Source organism: Leifsonia poae (assembly GCF_020009625.1).
In the GTDB taxonomy this organism is placed as follows: Bacteria; Actinomycetota; Actinomycetes; order Actinomycetales; family Microbacteriaceae; genus Leifsonia; species Leifsonia poae_A.
Window position 1 is genome coordinate 1,211,012 of sequence record NZ_JAIHLP010000002.1, and the last position, 17,367, is coordinate 1,228,378.

The following is a 17,367-nucleotide window of genomic DNA, read 5'->3' on the forward strand; positions in this document are numbered from 1 at the left end:
CAGGCACTCCGCTCCTTCCCGGAACGTCGCCGGCCGATAGACTTGGCTCCTTGTGAGTACCTATTCGAGCCTTCTGAAGACACCGGGCGTCGGGCGCATCATCGCCGCCCAGCTCACCGCTCGATTCCCGTTCGGGATGCTCTCGCTCGCCTTCCTGCTGCACATCGAACGGGTGCACCACTCCTATGCCGCCGCCGGCCTCGTGCTCGGCGCCATGAGCATCGGCCAGGCCATCGCCGGACCGATGACCAGCCGGCTGATGGGCGTGCTCGGGATGCGCACCGTCCTCTGGACGACCCTCGGTCTGTGCACCATCGCGGTCGCCGCCATCGGCGTGTTCGTCATGCCCATCCCGCTGACCATGGCGGTCGCGTTCTTCGCCGGCCTGAGCATGCCGCCCATCCAGCCCGCCGTGCGCACCATCTATCCCAAGATGGTGAACTCTCGCCAGCTCACGCCACTGTTCTCCCTGGACGCCTCGGCGCAAGAGATCATCTGGATCGCCGGACCGGTGGCCATCACCTTCGTCTCCACGCAGATCGGCACAGTGGAAGGCATCCTGATGTCGGTGGCGATCATGCTGCTCGGCGGGCTCTGGTTCATCTCGTCGCCCGAGGTCGGCCGGGTGCGCATCCCGCGCAGCAAACGCCGCCTCGGCGCCGTGCTCGGCCGGCCACCGGTGCTGCTCGCCACGGTCGTCGGGTTCCTGCTCGTCGGCTCCTGCGCCGCGATCGAGGCGGGCGTCGTCGCCAACTTCGGCGAAGGGTCGCCATTCGCCGGGATCGTCCTGGCCATCTGGTCACTCGGCTCGCTCGTCGGCGGTCTCGCCTTCGGCCATGTGCCCATCGGCCCGTGGGCGACGGCCCGGCGCATGCTCATCGTCTTCATCGGCGTCGCGATCTCCACCCTGATGCTCGGCTCGTGGTGGGGGCTGTCGCTCACTCTCATCATCGCCGGACTCGGCATCGCGCCCGCCCTCGCCGTGCTCTTCGCCATCGTCTCGGCCAGCGTGAAGTTCAGCGATACGGCCGAGGCGTACGGCTGGGTCGGCACCGGGCAGCTCATCGGCGCAGCCCTCGGCTCCGCCCTCGCCGGTTTTCTGATCGACAGCACCGGGCCGGTCGGAGCCTTCTGGGTCGCCGGCGTGTTCGCCCTCATCGGTTTCATCGTGCCGGCGCTCGCCCACCGCATCCACCCCGACCTCCGCGGCCGCGACGCCTCCCCCATCCCCGACACCGAGCCCGTCCCCGTCCAGCCCTCCTGACCGCGCCCTCCGTCTTCCTCCATTGCGGGCCGGCATTGCGGGCCGCCATTGCGGGCGGCAAAGCCATCGACCTCGGAGTCTTCGGCTGCTTTTACGCCGCTCAACGGAGTGTCAGGGCCACCGCGTGCCGGGTCAGCGGAGGGGACGCAGGGCCTCCGCGAGGGTGTGGAGTTCGGTGAGCTGGGCTGCCAGCACATGCTCGTGCTGTTCCGTCGGGGTGAAAGCGCCGTCGTCACCGATCTGACGGGCGACGTAGGCGATCTCGACATTGGCCATGGTCGGCACGAGGCCGAGGGCGACGACGGTCGGGCGCAGCGCGACGACACCGCGCGTTCCACCGGAGATGCCGCCGTAGCTCACGGTGCCGAGCGGCTTGCGTCGCCACTCCGCGCTCAGGTAGTCCAGGGCGTTCTTCACCGACGGCGCATAGCTGTAGTTGTACTCGGGGTGACGAAGAGGAAGGCGTCGGCCGCATCCACCCGCGCGCTCCAGTCGACCGTGTGCTGGTGCGTGTACCGGCGCAGGCGCGGATGGTTGGGCTCGTCCATGAAGGGCAGGGCGATCTCGGCGAGATCGGCCAGGTCGATGTCGAACCCCCCGTCAGCCCGGGCGACCGACGCCACCCATTGAGCGACCGGCAGACCGACCCGGCCGGGCCGCACGCTCCCGATCAGAATCATCAGAGTGGGCATGGGTGTCCTTTCCGGTCGCGCGCGCGACCGCGGTTCTGCCCCTCGCGCGGAGCGCGCGAGGGCGGGGATGCGCTCACCAACGGTCGTGCACCGCCGCGCGGAAGTAGCGGTCGTAGAGCTCTCGCACGCCCGCACCGAACGCCGGGTCGGCGACGGCGGCGAGCGCCTCGGCCGTGCCGGCCGCCGCATTCGCTTCGGCCTGCCGCTGCGAGCGGGCACCCGGGATGACGCTGCTCACGCCGGGCAGCCCGGCCACCCAGGCGAGCGCAGCCTGGGCGGGGGTGAGGCCGTCGGGCACGAGGGAGGCGAACTCGCGGGCGGCGGCCACGCCGGCCTGGAAGTCGACACCGGAGAAGGTCTCCCCCACGTCGAAAGCCTCGCCGTGTCGGTTGAAGCTGCGGTGGTCGTCGGCGGCGAACATGGTCTCCGCCGTGTATCGGCCGCTCAACAGACCGGAGGCGAGCGGGACGCGTGCGATGATGCCGACCCCGGCGCGCTCTGCGGCCGGGAGCACCCGGTCGAGGGGTTTGAGCCGGAAAGCGTTGAGGATGATCTGAACCGTGGCGGTGCCGGGCCGGATGATGGCCGCGAGCGCCTCTTCGCACGTCTCGACGCTCACGCCGTAGGCCGCGATTGCGCCGTCGGCGACGAGAGTGTCGAGGGCGTCGTAGACAGCGTCGCTGGAGAGAACGGATGTGGGCGGGCAGTGCAGCTGCACGAGGTCGAGCCGTTCGACGCCGAGGGTGCGGCGGGAGCGGTCGGTCCAGCCACGGAACTTCGCGAGCGTGAAGTTCGCGGGATCCTGAGCCTCACGCCGGCCCATCTTCGTGGCGACCGTCACCCCGGCGTCGGGCCGAGAAGCGAGGAACCGCCCAATGATCTCTTCGCTGCGACCGTCGCCGTACACATCGGCCGTGTCGAAGAAGGTGACTCCGGCGTCGGCCGCCGCTTCGAGCACGGCAAGCGCATCCGCTTCGCTCACATCACCCCAGTCGGCGCCGAGCTGCCACGTGCCGAGTCCGATGACCGAGACCTCGCGGCCCGTCCTGCCGAGTGTGCGCTTGTCCATGCCCTCAGCGTAGTTGTGCGACCGGTTCGAGATGCGGTGCCGGCGCCGCCGTGCGACCGCTGACCCGCGAGCACGCCTGGACTCACGCCCCGGAGTCGACCCCGTCGCGGATCGCGACCCCGCCGACCGCTGCGGCGACGACCCGCGCGAGGCGCTTACGGATGATGTGGTCGTTCGCCTCCACGCGGTGCATCGTCACCGAGCGCAGCGCCTCGACGACCGCGAGACTCCCCGGGGCGATGAACGCGTCAAGACTCCCGTACACCACCTCGACCGGCACGGTGACGCGGGCGAGATCGCTCACGACGGTCTGCCGTTCGATGCAATTCTCGAGTGATTTGACGAACGGATCCCAGTTCTTCGCGGTGATCTCGAAGACCCCCTTGATCGGAAGCAGGCGCGCGAGCACCCCCGCGTTGAAGATCGTGAACTCCTTGTTGGTGCGCAGGAACTCGTACGCCCGCAGGTACGCGCTCACCCGGCTGCGCACCCGGCGATCCCCGATCTCGGCCGGCGTGCCATAGACCGGCGGACCCACCAGCACGAGCCGGGTCAACCGGCCCGGATGGTCGGCCGCGTAGCGCGCGACGATCAGACTGCCGAGCGAGTGGCCGACGAGCACGAACGGTTGGTGGAGCCGCAACGCGCGGAGCGTGGCCCGGAGTGCGGCCACATGCTCCTCCATCGTGTACTCGGAGTCCGCGGGCGCCGGTGAGCGGCCGAACCCGAGGATGTCGATCGAGATCACCCGGTGCGTGGGCTCCAGCAGTGGAACCAGGTTCTGAAAGGTGACCGATGAGGAGGCGATGCCGTGCACGAGAACGACGACCGGCCCGTCGCCGACATCTCCGGCGATGTGCAGCCGGGGCGCGCGCCGGCCAACGAGCGTGCGAACCGCATCCCTCACCCAGGCCATGCGCCCATTATCGTCGGCGATCGGGCGTCGCCCGGCGACGGCGCTGCGCTGCGGGTGCGCTGCCCGAACCGATTCCTGCCGAAACGCCCAGACACACCCTAGGCTGGACGGGTGATTGAGCAGACCCCGCTCCTGACCGTCGACCTGCTGGAGCGCATCCGCTCCCGGGCGGCCGGCTACGACGCCGAGAACGCGTTCTTCGCCGAAGACTTCGACGAGTTGCGGGAGCTCGGGTATCTGAAGGCGCTCGTCCCGGTGGAGTTCGGCGGGCTGGGTTACGGGCTGGAGCGGGTCGCCCGCGAACAGGTGCTGCTGGCGGGCGCCGCTCCGGCCACCGCGCTGGCGGTCAATATGCACCTGGTGTGGACCGGGGTCGCCAAGGTGTTGCACGACCGTGGGGACGATTCGCTCGACTTCGTGCTGCGCGAGGCGGGCGCCGGAGAGGTGTTCGCGTTCGGCCTGAGCGAGGCCGGGAACGACCTCGTGCTCTTCGGCTCGACCACCGAGGCGCACCCCGAGGCCGACGGCTCCTACCGCTACTACGGCACCAAGATCTTCACCTCCCTCTCCCCCGGATGGACGAGGCTCGGCACCATGGGCCTCGACACCACGAGCGACGACGCCCCCAAGATCGTCTACGGCTTCATCGATCGCGACGGCGGCGGCTTCGAGATCCGCGACGACTGGGACACGATCGGGATGCGGGCCAGCCAGAGCAACACGACCGTGCTCGACGGAGCGCGTTCCCCCGCCGACCGCGTCGTGCGGCGCCTGGATCCCGGCCCCAACCCGGACTCTCTCGTGTTCGCCATCTTCGCGAACTTCGAGATCCTGCTCGCCGCCGTGTACACCGGCATCGGCGCCCGGGCACTCGACCTGGCGGTCGCCTCCGCCCACCGACGCACCAGCCTCAAGAACGATGGCCGCAGCTACGCCAGCGACCCGGACATCCGGTGGCGGGTGGCCGACGCGGCGATCGCGCAGGATGCGCTGCTGCCCCAGCTCGACGCTCTCGCCCACGATGTGGATGCTCTGACCGACCATGGGGCCCTGTGGTTCCCGAAACTGGTGGGGTTGAAGGTGCGGGCGACGGAGACCGCGCGGCAGGTCGTGGACCAGGCGATCCGGGTGTCGGGCGGGTCCAGCTATTTCGCCGGCAGCGAGCTCGGGCGACTGTACCGGGATGTGCTCGCCGGCATCTTCCACCCCTCCGACGACGAGTCGGCCCATTCCACGGTCGCGGCCGCGTGGCTGGGCACCCCGGAACAGGACCGGTGATGAAAGAGGTGACGAACCCGGTCTCCGCTTCACCGGCGATCACCCCCGCGCAGTTCGTCGAACGGATGGAACGCGGCGCTGCGAGCGCCGCGGCCGCCGGTCTCGACGGGCTGCTGATCGCACCCGGCCCCGATCTCGCCTACTTCGCCGACTACCTGCCGATCGCCACGACCGAGCGCATCACTCTGCTCGTGATCCCAGCGGTCGGCGAACCCACGATGGTCGTGCCGCTCCTGGAGCACGACAGCGCGACCGCCACCCGGGCCGCGGGAGCCTTCGGTATCGTCGACTGGGCCGACGGCACCGACGAGTACGTTCCCACCGCGGCCCTGCTCGAACGCTCCGGCCGTTACGCGATCTCCGACGCGGCCTGGGCGATGCACCTGCTCGCACTGCAACAGAAGCTGCCGGAGGCCCGCTTCGAATCGATCTCGCGCGCGCTGCCGATGCTGCGCGCGGTGAAGGGCGACGACGAGATCGACCGGCTCGCCGCGGCCGGCGCCGCGGCTGACGCCACCTTCGAAGACATCCTCTCCGTGCGGTTCGCCGGTCGCCGGGAGACAGAGGTCGCTGCCGATCTCGCCCGGCTGCTGCGAGAACACGGTCACTCCCAGGTGGATTTCACGGTGGTGGGCAGCGGCCCGAACGGCGCGAACCCTCATCACGAGGCCGGCGAACGCACCATCGAGGACGGCGACATGGTCGTGCTCGACTTCGGCGGCATCATGGACGGCTACGGCTCCGACACCACCCGCACGGTGCACGTCGGCGACCCCACCGACGAGGAGCACGACGTGTTCGAGGCGGTCAAGCGCGCACAGCAGACCGCATTCGACGCCGTCGCCGTCGGTGTCGCCTGTCAGGAGGTCGACCGGGCCGCGCGGGCTGTGATCGCCGACGCCGGATACGGTGAGTTCTTCATTCACCGTGTCGGCCACGGTATCGGTATGACGACGCACGAACCGCCCTACATGGTGGAGGGCGAGGAGCAGCCCATCCTGCCCGGGATGTGCTTCTCGATCGAGCCGGGCATCTACCTCCCCGGCCGGTTCGGCGTTCGCATCGAAGACATCGTCGTCGCGACCGAGCACGGCGCGCAGCGCCTCAACAACACCAGCCGCGAGCTGCACATCGTGCGGTGATGACGAAGCGACAAGCGCTCTCCCCGGCCGATCAGGAGCGGCTCCGTGCGCTGCGACGGATGAAGACTCTCGCCCTCGCCCTGCTGATCGGCATGGCGGTGGTGTTCGCGGTGTCGTTCGCGCTGCAGGGGCGGTATCCCTGGCTGGGCTACGTGCGCGCCGCGAGCGAAGGCGGCATGGTGGGCGCCCTGGCAGACTGGTTCGCCGTGACGGCCCTGTTCCGCTATCCGTTGGGGCTGCGGATCCCGCACACGGCGATCATCCCGAACCGCAAAGACGAGATCGGCGTGAGTCTCGGCGAGTTCGTGGAGACGAACTTCCTCTCGGATGAGGTCGTATCCGGTCGGCTCGCTTCGATCGACATCGCCGGTGCCCTGGGCGGCTGGGTCGCCCGCCCCGAGAATGCCCGGCGTGTGGTGGCCGAGGCGGCGACGGCCGTGCGCGGTCTCGCCTCGCTCCTCGACGACGATGCCATGCGCGATGCGATCGAGGCGGTCGCGCGCACGCATCTGATCGAACCGGATTGGGGGCCGCCGCTCGGCCGACTGGGGGCGAAGGTGCTGGAGTCGGGGGGCCACCACGACGCCGTCGACCTGCTGATCGACCGGCTCGACGATTGGGTGGCGGCAAACCCCGATGCGTTCGGCGCCCTCGTCTCCGGGCGTCTCCCCTCCTGGGTCCCTTCGTTCGTCGACCGGATGGTGGACGATCGGGTGTACACCGAGGCGCGCCGCTTTCTGGGCGAGGTGCGACAGGATCCCGACCACAAGCTGCGCCGCACGCTCGACGGCTACCTCGCCGAACTCGCCGAGCGGCTGCAGCACGACCCGGTCACGATCGCCAAGCTGGAGGCGGCTAAAGGCCGGGCCTTCGACGACCCGCGGATGCGCGAGCTCGCGGCCTCCGCCTGGGAGGCCACCCGCGCGGCGGTCATCGCGGCGCTCACCGATCCGCAGAGCGAATTGCGCCGACGCGCCGAGGCGGCCCTCGCCGACGCGGCGGCCCGCCTGGCAGCCGACCCGGCCCTGCGCGACCGGGTGAACCGCTGGCTGACCGAGGCGGCGGCCCACCTCGTCACCACCTACCGTCACGATCTCGCGAGTGTCATCAGCGACACCGTGACCGGGTGGGATGCGCGGGAGACCACCGAGAAGATCGAATTGCAGATCGGCAAAGACCTGCAGTTCATCCGGATCAACGGAACCGTGGTGGGTGCGCTCGCCGGACTCGCCCTCTTCACTGTCGCGAGTGCCCTGCTTCCTTAGCCCTCACCCGGGAGACGGCCGAACGGCTCGTCGCCGCGGCACGACCGATCGCCCCCGAAAGTTCCTGAACCTCTTCGCAGCCGCCGACGTCACTGTTCGGCGCGGCGGAGCACCCGACGCCGCACGATCGGCAGGGCGATGAGCCGCCAGCCGAGCAGGAAGACACCGAGCACGATCGCGGCCACCACGATGAAACTCGGCTCGACGCCCTGACCGACGGAGACGCGCAACAGCATCCCGACCGCCACGGTCATCAGCCAGACCGGGATGCCGGGCCACAGGATGACGAGCGGCCGCCGCCACGCCGCCGTCACCAGCCAGCCGAGCAGCAGCCCGAGAAGGAACGGCCAGAGAGTGGTGACGATCCCGGACACGCTGGTGGCCTCGCTGTGGCTGCGACGACCCACGAGCACGAAGACGAGCACGAGCACGACGTCGATCACGAACGCCACCGCCGCGGTCCTCCAGCTTTTCACGCTCCGATGCTACGGTGCCTCAGCCGTGCGTTGCCTGGCAGCGACAGCGTCGGAACGGCACGCACGGGGTCGGGTGCGCGACGCCGCCCGGGGGACTGCCGCCCGCCCACCCGCGCTCAGTAGACTGACGAAACGCCCGAACGAGTCCAGGAGTCTTCCGTGCCGAACTTCGACTTCCTCGCCCAGCCGTCGCTTCCACGGCCCGATGTGACCCTCCCCGATGCGGTGCGCATCGCCGGCGAACAGTTCGGTCTGCACGGCGAGCTGAAAGAGCTGGGCAGCCAGCAGGATCGCAACTTCCTCGTCGACACCGGTCGGGAGCGTTTCGTGCTCAAACTCGCGAACCCCGTCTTCTCGGTGGACGAGCTGCACGCCCAGAACGCGGCGCTCGCGGCTCTCAGCGGGTCAGGCGTGCGCATCCCCGAGGTCGTCCCCGCGCTCGACGGCAGCGACCTCGTGACGGTCACTGTGCGCGGCCAATCACTGCACACCCGCGTGCTCCGCTACCTCGACGGAGAGCCGCTGACCGGGGTCGCTCGGCCGACGCCGGAGCAGCTCGCAACGCTCGGTTCGCTGGCCGGACGCGTCGCGGCCGGCCTCGCCGCCCTCGACCATCCTGGTCTGGCCCGCACGACCCAGTGGGATGCGCGCATCGCCGGCGAGGTCGTCGCCCTCCTCATCGACCACGTGGCCAACCCGGCCAAACGGAGGGCGCTTCGCGAGGCGACGGATGCGGCGCTCACCCGGCTCGACCCACTGCGTCCACGTCTGCGCGTGCAGGCCGTGCACGGAGACGTGACCGACGACAACATCGTGCTCGGTCGCCCGGCCGACGGAACCGACCCGGCCGAAGCCCCCGGTGTCATCGACTTCGGCGACGTCGCCAGTGGCTGGCTGGTGGGCGAGCTCGCCGCCACCGTCGCCTCCGCGCTGCACCATGTTCCCGAGGAACCGCTCGCCGTGCTGGAGACGATCGCCGCTTTCGCCGCTGAGGCACCCCTCGATGACGCCGACCTCGCCGCCCTCTGGCCGCTCGTCGTGCTGCGCGGCGCAGTGCTGGTCGTGAGCGGCGAACAGCAGGTGATGATCGACACCGACAACGCTTACGCCGACCAGAACCGCGACCACGAATGGCTGGCCTTCGACCTCGCCCGCCGGCTCGACGCCGACGAGTTGGAGACATTCATCCGGTGGCGGCTTGCCGCAACCGACTCAGCGGAGAGCAGCGTTCCGGCCGGCCGGGTGGTTCCGCTCGACTCCACCGCCGCGAACCTCGTCGACCTCTCCGCGACGAGCCACTCCCTCGACGGCGGCGCCTGGCTCGACCCCTCGGCCGAACGACGGGCGCTGGCTTCCGAGGCCGCCGCATCCGGGCACGCCCTCACCCGGTTCGGCGAACACCGCCTCACTCGCTCGACGATCGACCGTCGAACCGCCTCCCCCACCCTCGCTCTGGCCGTCTCGCTTGCCGTGCCCGACGGCACGGCCGTGCTCGCGCCGTTCGCGGGCGACCTCGACGAGGTCGCCGGATCGTGGCGGTTGCGCGGCCCGGAGGCCGACCTCTGGCTCGACGGGCTTGAGCGGCCGGCGAGCGCCGCCACGGTCGCCGCCGGTGACCGGCTCGGCCGCGCGACGGTGCTCACCGTTCAACTCTCCCGCCTGCGCGGGTTCCGCCCGCCCGCCTTCGTCACCCCGCAGTTCCCCGCCGCCGTGTGGCGCGAGATCAGCCCCGACCCGTCCATACTCTTCGGGTTGCCCCTCGCCGCGGCCGAGGCCGACTCCGCGGCCGTCCTCGACCGCCGCGACGAAACCTTCGCCCGGGTGCAGGAGCACTACTTCACGCAGCCGCCCCTCATCGAACGCGGCTGGCGGCACCACCTCGTCGACACGCAGGGCCAGACCTACATCGACATGGTCAACAATGTGACGGCCGTCGGGCACGCGCATCCGCGGCTCGTCGCTGCGGTGCGCGACCAGTGGGCCCTGCTCAACACCAACTCGCGCTTCCACTACGAGGAGCTCGCCCGGTTCACCGAACGCCTTGCCGGAATCGCGCCCGCCCCGCTCGACACCGTCTTCCTCGTCAACAGCGGAAGCGAGGCCGTCGACCTCGCTCTGCGACTGGCGCAGACCCACACCGCGCGTCGAACGATCCTCGCTGTGACCGAGGCGTACCACGGCTGGACCCTCGGCGCGGATGCGGTCTCGTCCTCGATCGGCGACAACCCGCGCGCCCGTGAGACACGCCCCGACTGGGTGCGGTTGATCGCCTCGCCGCACACCTTCCGCGGGCGCCACCGCGGCGCCGGCTCCGCGGCCGCCTACCTGGCCGATCTGGATGCGGACCTCGCCGACCTCGACGACGCTGGCACCGGTATCGCCGGGTTCATCGCCGAGCCGGTGTTCGGCAACGCCGGCGGGGTCATGCTCCCCGACGGCTACCTGCGCGGCGTCTACGAGCGCATCCGTGCCCGCGGCGGCGTGTGCATCGCCGACGAGGTGCAGGTGGGCTACGGCCGTCTCGGCCGCTACTTCTGGGGCTCGGAGCAGCAGGGGGTCGTGCCCGACATCATCACCGTCGCGAAGGCGATGGGCAACGGCCATCCGCTCGGGGCCGTGCTCACGACCCGGGCCATCGCCGACTCGTTCGCCGCCGAGGGCAGCTTCTTCTCCTCGGCCGGCGGCAGCCCGGTGAGCGCGCGGGTCGGGCTCACCGTGCTCGACATCATGCGCGACGAACGGTTGCAGCAGAACGCCGAGGAGGTGGGCGGGCACCTGGCCGACCGGCTGCGCGAACTGGGCTCGCGGCATCCGCTGATCGGTGCCGTGCACGGGCTCGGGCTCTACCTGGGCGTCGAACTCGTCCGCGACCGCACCACGCTGGAGCCCGCCACCGCCGAGGCGGCACTGATCTGCGAACGGATGCTCGCCGAAGGCAGCGTCGTGCAGCCGACCGGCGATCACAAGAACGTGCTCAAGATCAAGCCACCCCTGTGTCTCACGCGCGAAAGCGCCGACCGTTTCGCTGACGCCCTCGACCTGGTTCTGGCGACCCTGTAACGCCCCGCCCGCCCCGCCGACGTCTGCGGCGAATGTCAGATTCGGTGGCCAGAGATGCGGGAGCGGTCAGACGCGCTGGTGCAGGGTGCTGCGCGCGGCTTCGGCGATGGCGGCCGACACCGCCGCCAGCGTGGACGACGCGACCGACCATTGCTGCCAATACAGAGGAACGTCGAGCACGGCTCTCTCTTCGAGCACGATCAGTCGGCCGTCGGCGATCAGCGGCGTCGCCTGCAGATCGGGAAGCATCCCCCACCCGAGTCCGAGCTCGGCGGCGCGCACGAACTCCGTCGAGGCGGGCACGACGTGGCGAGGCGGATGCGCGGCGACCCCACGCGCGGTGAGGTAGCGCTCCTGCAGCGCATCCTTCCGGTCGAAGACGAGCATCGGCGCCCGTGCGAGTGCCTCCGCGGTCGGCCCCTGCGGCAGCCAGCGCTCCCGGAAGGCCGGGCTGGCGGAAGGCAGGTACCGCATCGATCCCAGGCGGCTCACGACGCATCCGGGCACCGGCTCGGGATCGGAGGTGACGGCCGCCATCGCCGTGCCGTCGCGGAGCCGGTCGAGCGTGTGGTCCTGGTCGTCGAGCGTGATCTCGAAGCTCACCTCGGGCAGCGTCGCCAACGCAGGGAGCGCCCACGTGGCCAGCGAGTCCGCGTTGATCACCAGCGGGATCGTCGTTCGGCCCGCCGCGCTGCCGCCCAGTTCCGTCGCCGCCTCCGACTCGAGAAGAGCGACCTGCCGGGCGAGGCGGAGCAGGATGCGGCCCGCCTCCGTCGGTTCGATCGGCTTCGTGCGCAGCACCAGCACCCGCCCGGCCTGCTGCTCCAGCGCTTTCATCCGCTGGCTCACCGCAGACGGTGTGATGCGGAGCGCCTCCGCGGCACGTTCGAAGCTGCCACGGTCGATCACGGCCGCCAGGGTGCGAAGCGGTTCGCCGGCGATGTCCATCATGAGCGATTCTAATGCTGCATCAGAAACCTGAGCTTCACTGAATCCACTTCTCTGCCTAGAGTCGATCGGGTGACCCCCGCCCTCGTGTTGACGACCCTGCTCACGGGGCTGGGCGCCGGCGCCTCCCTCATCGTGGCCATCGGCGCGCAGAACGCGTACGTGCTCCGTCAGGGGTTGCGACGCGAGCATGTGCTGCCGATCGTGCTGATCTGCATCGCGAGCGATGCCGTGCTGATCCTCGCCGGTGTCGCCGGCATCGGCGCCGTCATCAGAGCGGCGCCCGTCGCCCTCGAAGTGGCCCGCTGGGCCGGCTTCGCGTTCCTCCTCTTCTATGCCCTGTTCGCCGCGCGGCGGGCGCTGCGCCCGGAGCACCTCCGGGCGGCCGCTGGAGCCGGCGCGACGTCGCTGCTCACGGCGGTCGGCACCGTCGCGGCACTCACCTGGTTGAACCCCCACGTGTATCTCGACACCGTGCTGCTGCTCGGTTCGCTCTCGGCCTCCCACGGCGACCCGGGACGCTGGGTGTTCGGCGCGGGCGCGGTGATCGCCAGCATCCTCTGGTTCAGTCTGCTCGGGTTCGGTGCCCGCTACCTCGCACCGGTGTTCGCCCGCCCGGCGGCCTGGCGCATCCTGGATGGTGCGATCGCCGTGCTCATGATCGTTCTCGCTGTGCTGCTCGTCGTCTGATCCTCGGCGTGCCGCCGCCCGGGCTCCCTCCGCCGCTCGTTCGTCGAGCGCGTCGCGGAGGGCACCTCGTCGGCACTCCTGCGGAGTAGCGTGGGCTTCGGCGGAAGGAGTGCCCGATGGTCGGTTCCGACAGAGGAAGAGACACCGTCGATGCGAGCCGGCCGACGAAGAACGCATACCGGCGCTGGTATGCGACGCTGCATCCGTCGCTGCAGCTGATCGGCCTGCAGCTCTGGCTCCCCCTCTTCTTCATCGTCATGTTCTGCGCCTGCTACGTCGCGGCCTTCCACGCCCCCACACCCCACGACGTGCCCGTCGGCGTCGTCGCAACCACGGCGGAGGCCCAGCAGCGCATCGACACTGCGCTCGGCGGTTCTGTGAAGTTCATCGACTATCCGACCGTGGACGCGGCGAAACAGGCTGTCATCCACGGCGCCGTGGCCGGAGCGTACGACCACACCACCCAGACGATCATCATCGCGAGCGCACACCAGTTCCAGGCGGCGAGCCTGGTGAAGTCGTTGCTCGTGCCCGTGCTCACCCGAACCGAGGGCGCCCCGACGATCACCGACCTCGTTCCGCTTCCCCCCTGGGATTCGTTCGGAATGACCTCCATGTACCTGATGCTCGCCTGGTGCATCGGCGGCTACATGACCGCGATGTTCATCGGGCTGATGGGCGCACCGCTGCGGCATCGCACCCGGATGGCCGTGATCGTCGGACTCGGGTTCGTGATCGCACTCGTCACCAACATCCTCGTCGGGCCGGTCATCGGCGCGATCCACGGGCACTTCTGGCCGCTGGTGCTCATGGCTTGGGGCTGGATCGTGGCGATCGGCCTCGCCGTCAACGGTCTGAGCTACTTCTTCGGACGGTTCGTGGCGCTGCCGGCGATGGTCATCTTCGTCTTCCTCTCGGTGCCGTCATCGGGCGCGGCGTACCCGCCGTGGCTGATGCCGGAGCCGTTCGCGTGGCTCAACAACGTCGTCGTGGGCAGCGGGATCACCGAGATGCTCAAACGCACGCTCTACGGGGTCGGCCCCGGCTCCAGCCGCGGGCTGGTCATGATGGCCTGCTATGCCGCCATCGGCCTGCTGCTCATGTTCGTCGGCAAACCGTATTGGCAGGCGTTGCGAGTGCGCCGTGTGCTGCGAGGGAAGACCACGATGTTCTCGGATGCGCAGCAGGCGAACCGCGAATTCCTCGCCCGAGAGCGTGACCACATCCTCGCCCGGCACGGTCTCGAGTCCACGGAGACCGGCACGATCTCCTCCATCGACCTCGCCACGGTCAGCGCCCAGGACGAGGCACGACGCAGCTTCGAGGACGAACGCGACTCGAGTTCGGTGCTCTTCGGCGACGACGGCTCGTTCGCCCCGCCCGACCGCGACGACGACCCGCCGCACACCGACCGCCGAGAAGCCTGACGCTACCGGTTCCGTGCGAGGGCCAGCTCGGCCTGGATCTCGCGGATCGTCGTGGCGAGCACGCCCGAAGCGAGCAGCCCCGACCCCAGCGGCCCGGCGGCATCCTCCCCCAGCAGGGGCAAGCGCGCCAGGGCCGTGCGCACAGCGGGCGTCAAATGCTCCAGCTGCCAGCGGACCTCGTCTGCGCGGGCGGTCTCCTGTCCAGGTGCTGCCAACGCGGCGGCTTTTGCCGCATATGCGGCCGCCCCCAGTGCATGCGCGCCCATATGCGCGACCCCGGAGGCTTGACCGGCCGCTCGCGCGGCCGCCACCGCGGCGGGCGCCGTCGCCGAGTGCGCCGCACGGCCCGCGACGAATCGCCGGCGGATCTCCCCCGCCGCGTCGAGCTCGCCACGCCCGAACGCCCTCGCACGCTCGATGCCGTCCCGCGCACGGTCGTCGTCCGGCGCGCCGGCCTCGAACAGGGGAAGCACCCGCTCGGCACAGTCCGCCGCCCACGACGCGACGACACGACGATCGGTTTCACTGAGCGCCTGCGGAGATCCCATGCCCCCACTCTCGCACGCGTGGGAACGGGAATCGAGACACGGGAACGTGCTCTAGAACGTCTGAAATGGTGGACCTGGGCGGATTCGAATCACATGAGCGGAAGCGCGTCGAGCGGCTGGAAGCGGTGTGGGAACTGGCGAAGCGGGATCTCGCGTCATCTGCTTCCGTAGCCGATTCGGGGCTTGATGAGGCGATGACGGAACCAAAGAGACGGACTCGAACGCCTCTGGCGGAGAAACAGACGCCATTCAAACGGCACGCGACAACGGCGAGAGCGTCATGTCGATCGCGCGGCGGTTCACGAGTTCGTGTCCGCTGTCGAAGACCAACACGACCGTCTCCGGCAATCGGCCGCGGGTGTCGAACCCGAGCCGAAGCTGCCCGGCTGGGCTGTTGTCATCGAGGTCCTCGATCCAGGTCGCCCAGGTCGCAGCCTGGATCGCGTCCTCGGCATCGACACCGTGCTTGAGCGCCGAGGGGTGGACTCTCACGCCGAGGCCAGTGCCTCGCGAATTACCTCGGAGCGGGACGTGCCTTCGCGCTCCGCCCGCGCATCAAGAGCACTGATCTCGTCCGCCGTGAGACGCAACGCGATGACCTGCGACGGCTCAGCACCACGGCCAGGACGCCCGCGACCCCGCTTCTTCAACGTCGCCACGTCGTAGCCAGCCTCCGCTTCGACTGCCCAGGCTGCGATCTGCTCCTCGGTGACAGGCGTGCCGTTGATCGTCTCGCGCTCACTCATACCATTAATGTTATACAAAAATAAGGCCGGTGGCCAGATGCCACCCCAGTCAGATAGTCGCACAGCCATCTGCGATCTCGGTGGCGAGTTCCAGATCACGGGCGGTGGCAGGGTCGCGTGGATGAACTGTGACAGCTCTCGACGGTCACCTCCGAGGCACTATGCCCGACTAAGCCAGGCCGCTGCATCTGCGATGTGCCTGATCGCGAGGCCCTCCAAGGACAACTCTCCGTCACCACCTCGGATCTCAAGGCCGGTCAAACCCACATCGAGACATTCCTCGAGTTGCTCCGCGAACCGCGCGACCTCTATGTGAACTCGACCGATGAAGTCCGCCGTGAACTAAACCAGGCGATATTCAACAACCTATACATCGCCCAGGACGACGTCATCGGAGACGAAGTCAAGCAACCCCTGCGGGAACTCCTGGCCGCACAGCGCGGCTGGAAGGCCTTCAACGCAGGTCAGTCACTCGCCGTGGCATCCACACGTGCGAACGCCGAACGAGCCCGACACGAGGGGCCACAACAAGAAAAGACCGCCAACAACGGCGGTCCTTTCGGATCAGAACGTGGTGGGCTTACTGACGCTATCCTCACCGGCATCTACGACGATGGTGATTCTAGTAAGCCTCTTATGGTGGAGCTAAGGAGATTCGAACTCCTGACCTCTTCGATGCGAACGAAGCGCGCTACCAACTGCGCCATAGCCCCTTGAACTGCTTAGAAACGATATCACCCCCTCGGGGTCGATCACGAATCGGGTCAGCTGGCGGCGCGTCGGCGGCGCAGCACCGCATCCAAGTCGATCGCACCGTCGCCGACGCCGTCGACGACGCCCATCGAGGCGTAGCGACTGGGGGCGGTGGCGACCGGCGCAGCGGGACGCGACGGCGCCACGACAGCCGCCGGCCGCAGCGGGGCGACGGCGGGGACGAGCTCGGCGGCTTTGCGGTCGATCTCCGCCCGCGCGGCCGCCCGGCGCAGCTCGGTCACGGCGTCGATGGAGGCCATCGCGCCGGCGGCGACGGTTCCGCGGGAGAGGTGCAGCGGCTTGGGGAGCGGCTGCGGAGTCCACGGCTGCCGCTGGGGTCGGCGCTGCTCCGGCGTCTCGGGCACGGCGTGGTCCGCATGGTCGTACAGCTCGGAGGTGCGCGGTGCGGCTGCCTGCTGGTGCGCGGCCGGTTCGGCGCGCTGCGGGCGGGCGAGACGGGCGAGCATCCCGACCGAAGCCACCCCGACGACGCCCGTGAGAGCGACGAACGCCCAGGCGCCGGTCGCGACGGCCACGACGACGCCGACGACCGCGATCACGAAAACGACCGACGAGAAGGCACGGGAACGGCGCAGCCGGCGGCGGCGTGCGGTAGAGAGCGCGGGAACGCCGGTGGCTGCGGCGAGTGCGCGTGCGCGCTGCGCGGCGGCCGCACGCGAGGCGCGCTCCAGGGAGATGGCGGCCTGGGCGGCCCGCTCGGCCTCCTCGGCCGCGCGTCGTTCCTCCTCGGCGATCGCCTGTTCGCGCCGGGCGCGGGCCTCAGCGGTCGCACGCGTGTGGGCCAGTGTCATCTGCTCGGAGCGTTTGAGGATGCGCTGCTGCTCGGCCACCGTGCGGGCGTTCGCCTCGAGGCGCACCGCATCCGGCAGCTCGCTCGTCTCGGCGAGGATGCGCATCGTCTGCTGCAGTCGCACGGCATTGCGCTCGGTGGCGAGATACTCGCGCCGACGCGCCCACACCGGGATCAGATACGCCAACCAGAGGGCAGCCGCGATCGCGAAGACCACCCCGCCACCCATCGCGTCGCCGTTCATGTCTCTACGGTAGGGGGCGGCGTGCTTCCAGCGTCGTC

The 17,367-nt window shown here is 69.7% G+C and carries 15 protein-coding genes, 1 tRNA gene and 1 pseudogene; 7 read left to right on the forward strand and 10 right to left on the reverse strand.

The genetic code is table 11. The features are described 5' to 3' along the window. The first annotated feature begins 52 nt into the window (after nt 1-52). Nucleotides 53-1,264, forward strand: coding sequence for an MFS transporter (locus K5L49_RS06415; protein WP_223691290.1), 1,212 nt, complete (start codon nt 53-55; stop codon nt 1,262-1,264). A gap of 132 nt (nt 1,265-1,396) precedes the next feature. On the opposite strand, the pseudogene K5L49_RS20645 reads toward K5L49_RS06415, so the two are convergent. The 3 genes and pseudogenes from K5L49_RS20645 to K5L49_RS06430 form a co-directional block, all read right to left on the reverse strand. Then, a pseudogene (locus tag K5L49_RS20645) lies at nt 1,397-2,145 on the reverse strand (NADPH-dependent FMN reductase). Further along, entirely contained in the window at nt 2,030-3,025 is a 996-nt protein-coding gene (locus K5L49_RS06425; RefSeq protein WP_223691292.1) for an aldo/keto reductase, read from the reverse strand. Before K5L49_RS06425 ends, K5L49_RS20645 begins: the two are co-directional and overlap by 116 nt. Before the next feature lie 82 nt (nt 3,026-3,107). Further along, nucleotides 3,108-3,941 (reverse strand): alpha/beta fold hydrolase, encoded by an 834-nt coding sequence (locus K5L49_RS06430; RefSeq protein WP_223691294.1) that lies wholly within the window; start codon nt 3,939-3,941, stop codon nt 3,108-3,110. Between the two features lie 111 nt (nt 3,942-4,052). Here K5L49_RS06430 and K5L49_RS06435 point away from each other — a divergent pair, with 111 nt between their 5' ends. From K5L49_RS06435 to K5L49_RS06445, 3 genes are read left to right on the forward strand one after another with little or no spacing between them, the layout of a single operon-like run. Further along, the gene (locus K5L49_RS06435) at nt 4,053-5,219 is read left to right on the forward strand and encodes an acyl-CoA dehydrogenase family protein (protein WP_223691295.1); all 1,167 of its coding nucleotides are present in this window, start codon (nt 4,053-4,055) and stop codon (nt 5,217-5,219) included. Further along, a complete protein-coding gene (locus K5L49_RS06440) occupies nt 5,219-6,361 on the forward strand; it encodes a M24 family metallopeptidase (RefSeq protein ID WP_374107678.1) in 1,143 nt (380 codons plus the stop codon). The genes K5L49_RS06435 and K5L49_RS06440 overlap by 1 nt, the downstream gene beginning before the upstream one ends. Then, nucleotides 6,361-7,626, forward strand: coding sequence for a DUF445 domain-containing protein (locus K5L49_RS06445; protein ID WP_223691296.1), 1,266 nt, complete (start codon nt 6,361-6,363; stop codon nt 7,624-7,626). The genes K5L49_RS06440 and K5L49_RS06445 overlap by 1 nt, the downstream gene beginning before the upstream one ends. Before the next feature lie 89 nt (nt 7,627-7,715). On the opposite strand, the gene K5L49_RS06450 is transcribed toward K5L49_RS06445, so the two are convergent. Continuing rightward, entirely contained in the window at nt 7,716-8,102 is a 387-nt protein-coding gene (locus K5L49_RS06450) for a DUF3054 domain-containing protein (protein ID WP_223691297.1), read from the reverse strand. 159 nt (nt 8,103-8,261) lie between these two features. Here K5L49_RS06450 and K5L49_RS06455 point away from each other — a divergent pair, with 159 nt between their 5' ends. Further along, nucleotides 8,262-11,162 carry an aminotransferase gene (locus tag K5L49_RS06455; protein WP_223691299.1) on the forward strand — a complete coding sequence of 967 codons (2,901 nt, stop codon included), beginning with the start codon at nt 8,262-8,264 and terminating at the stop codon, nt 11,160-11,162. A gap of 66 nt (nt 11,163-11,228) precedes the next feature. On the opposite strand, the gene K5L49_RS06460 is transcribed toward K5L49_RS06455, so the two are convergent. Further along, on the reverse strand, nt 11,229-12,113 hold the full coding sequence (locus tag K5L49_RS06460) for a LysR family transcriptional regulator ArgP (RefSeq protein WP_223691301.1): 885 nt from the start codon (nt 12,111-12,113) through the stop codon (nt 11,229-11,231). A gap of 84 nt (nt 12,114-12,197) precedes the next feature. Here K5L49_RS06460 and K5L49_RS06465 point away from each other — a divergent pair, with 84 nt between their 5' ends. Beyond that, on the forward strand, nt 12,198-12,800 hold the full coding sequence (locus K5L49_RS06465; RefSeq protein WP_223695258.1) for a LysE/ArgO family amino acid transporter: 603 nt from the start codon (nt 12,198-12,200) through the stop codon (nt 12,798-12,800). A gap of 116 nt (nt 12,801-12,916) precedes the next feature. Continuing rightward, entirely contained in the window at nt 12,917-14,227 is a 1,311-nt protein-coding gene (locus K5L49_RS06470) for an ABC transporter permease (RefSeq protein ID WP_223691303.1), read from the forward strand. A 2-nt stretch (nt 14,228-14,229) separates the two neighbouring features. Here the strand turns inward: K5L49_RS06470 and K5L49_RS06475 are convergent, their stop codons facing one another. The 5 genes from K5L49_RS06475 to K5L49_RS06495 form a co-directional block, all read right to left on the reverse strand. Then, complete coding sequence (locus K5L49_RS06475) at nt 14,230-14,775, reverse strand: putative immunity protein (RefSeq protein WP_223691304.1); 546 nt, start codon at nt 14,773-14,775, stop codon at nt 14,230-14,232. Nucleotides 14,776-15,024: 249 nt separating this feature from the next. Then, a complete protein-coding gene (locus tag K5L49_RS06480; RefSeq protein WP_223691305.1) occupies nt 15,025-15,267 on the reverse strand; it encodes a toxin in 243 nt (80 codons plus the stop codon). Then, the gene (locus K5L49_RS06485; protein ID WP_223691306.1) at nt 15,264-15,521 is read right to left on the reverse strand and encodes a ribbon-helix-helix domain-containing protein; all 258 of its coding nucleotides are present in this window, start codon (nt 15,519-15,521) and stop codon (nt 15,264-15,266) included. The genes K5L49_RS06480 and K5L49_RS06485 overlap by 4 nt, the downstream gene beginning before the upstream one ends. A gap of 637 nt (nt 15,522-16,158) precedes the next feature. Then, a tRNA-Ala gene (locus K5L49_RS06490) sits at nt 16,159-16,234 on the reverse strand. A gap of 51 nt (nt 16,235-16,285) precedes the next feature. Beyond that, a complete protein-coding gene (locus tag K5L49_RS06495) occupies nt 16,286-17,329 on the reverse strand; it encodes a hypothetical protein (protein ID WP_223691307.1) in 1,044 nt (347 codons plus the stop codon). Between the last annotated feature and the right edge of the window lie 38 nt (nt 17,330-17,367).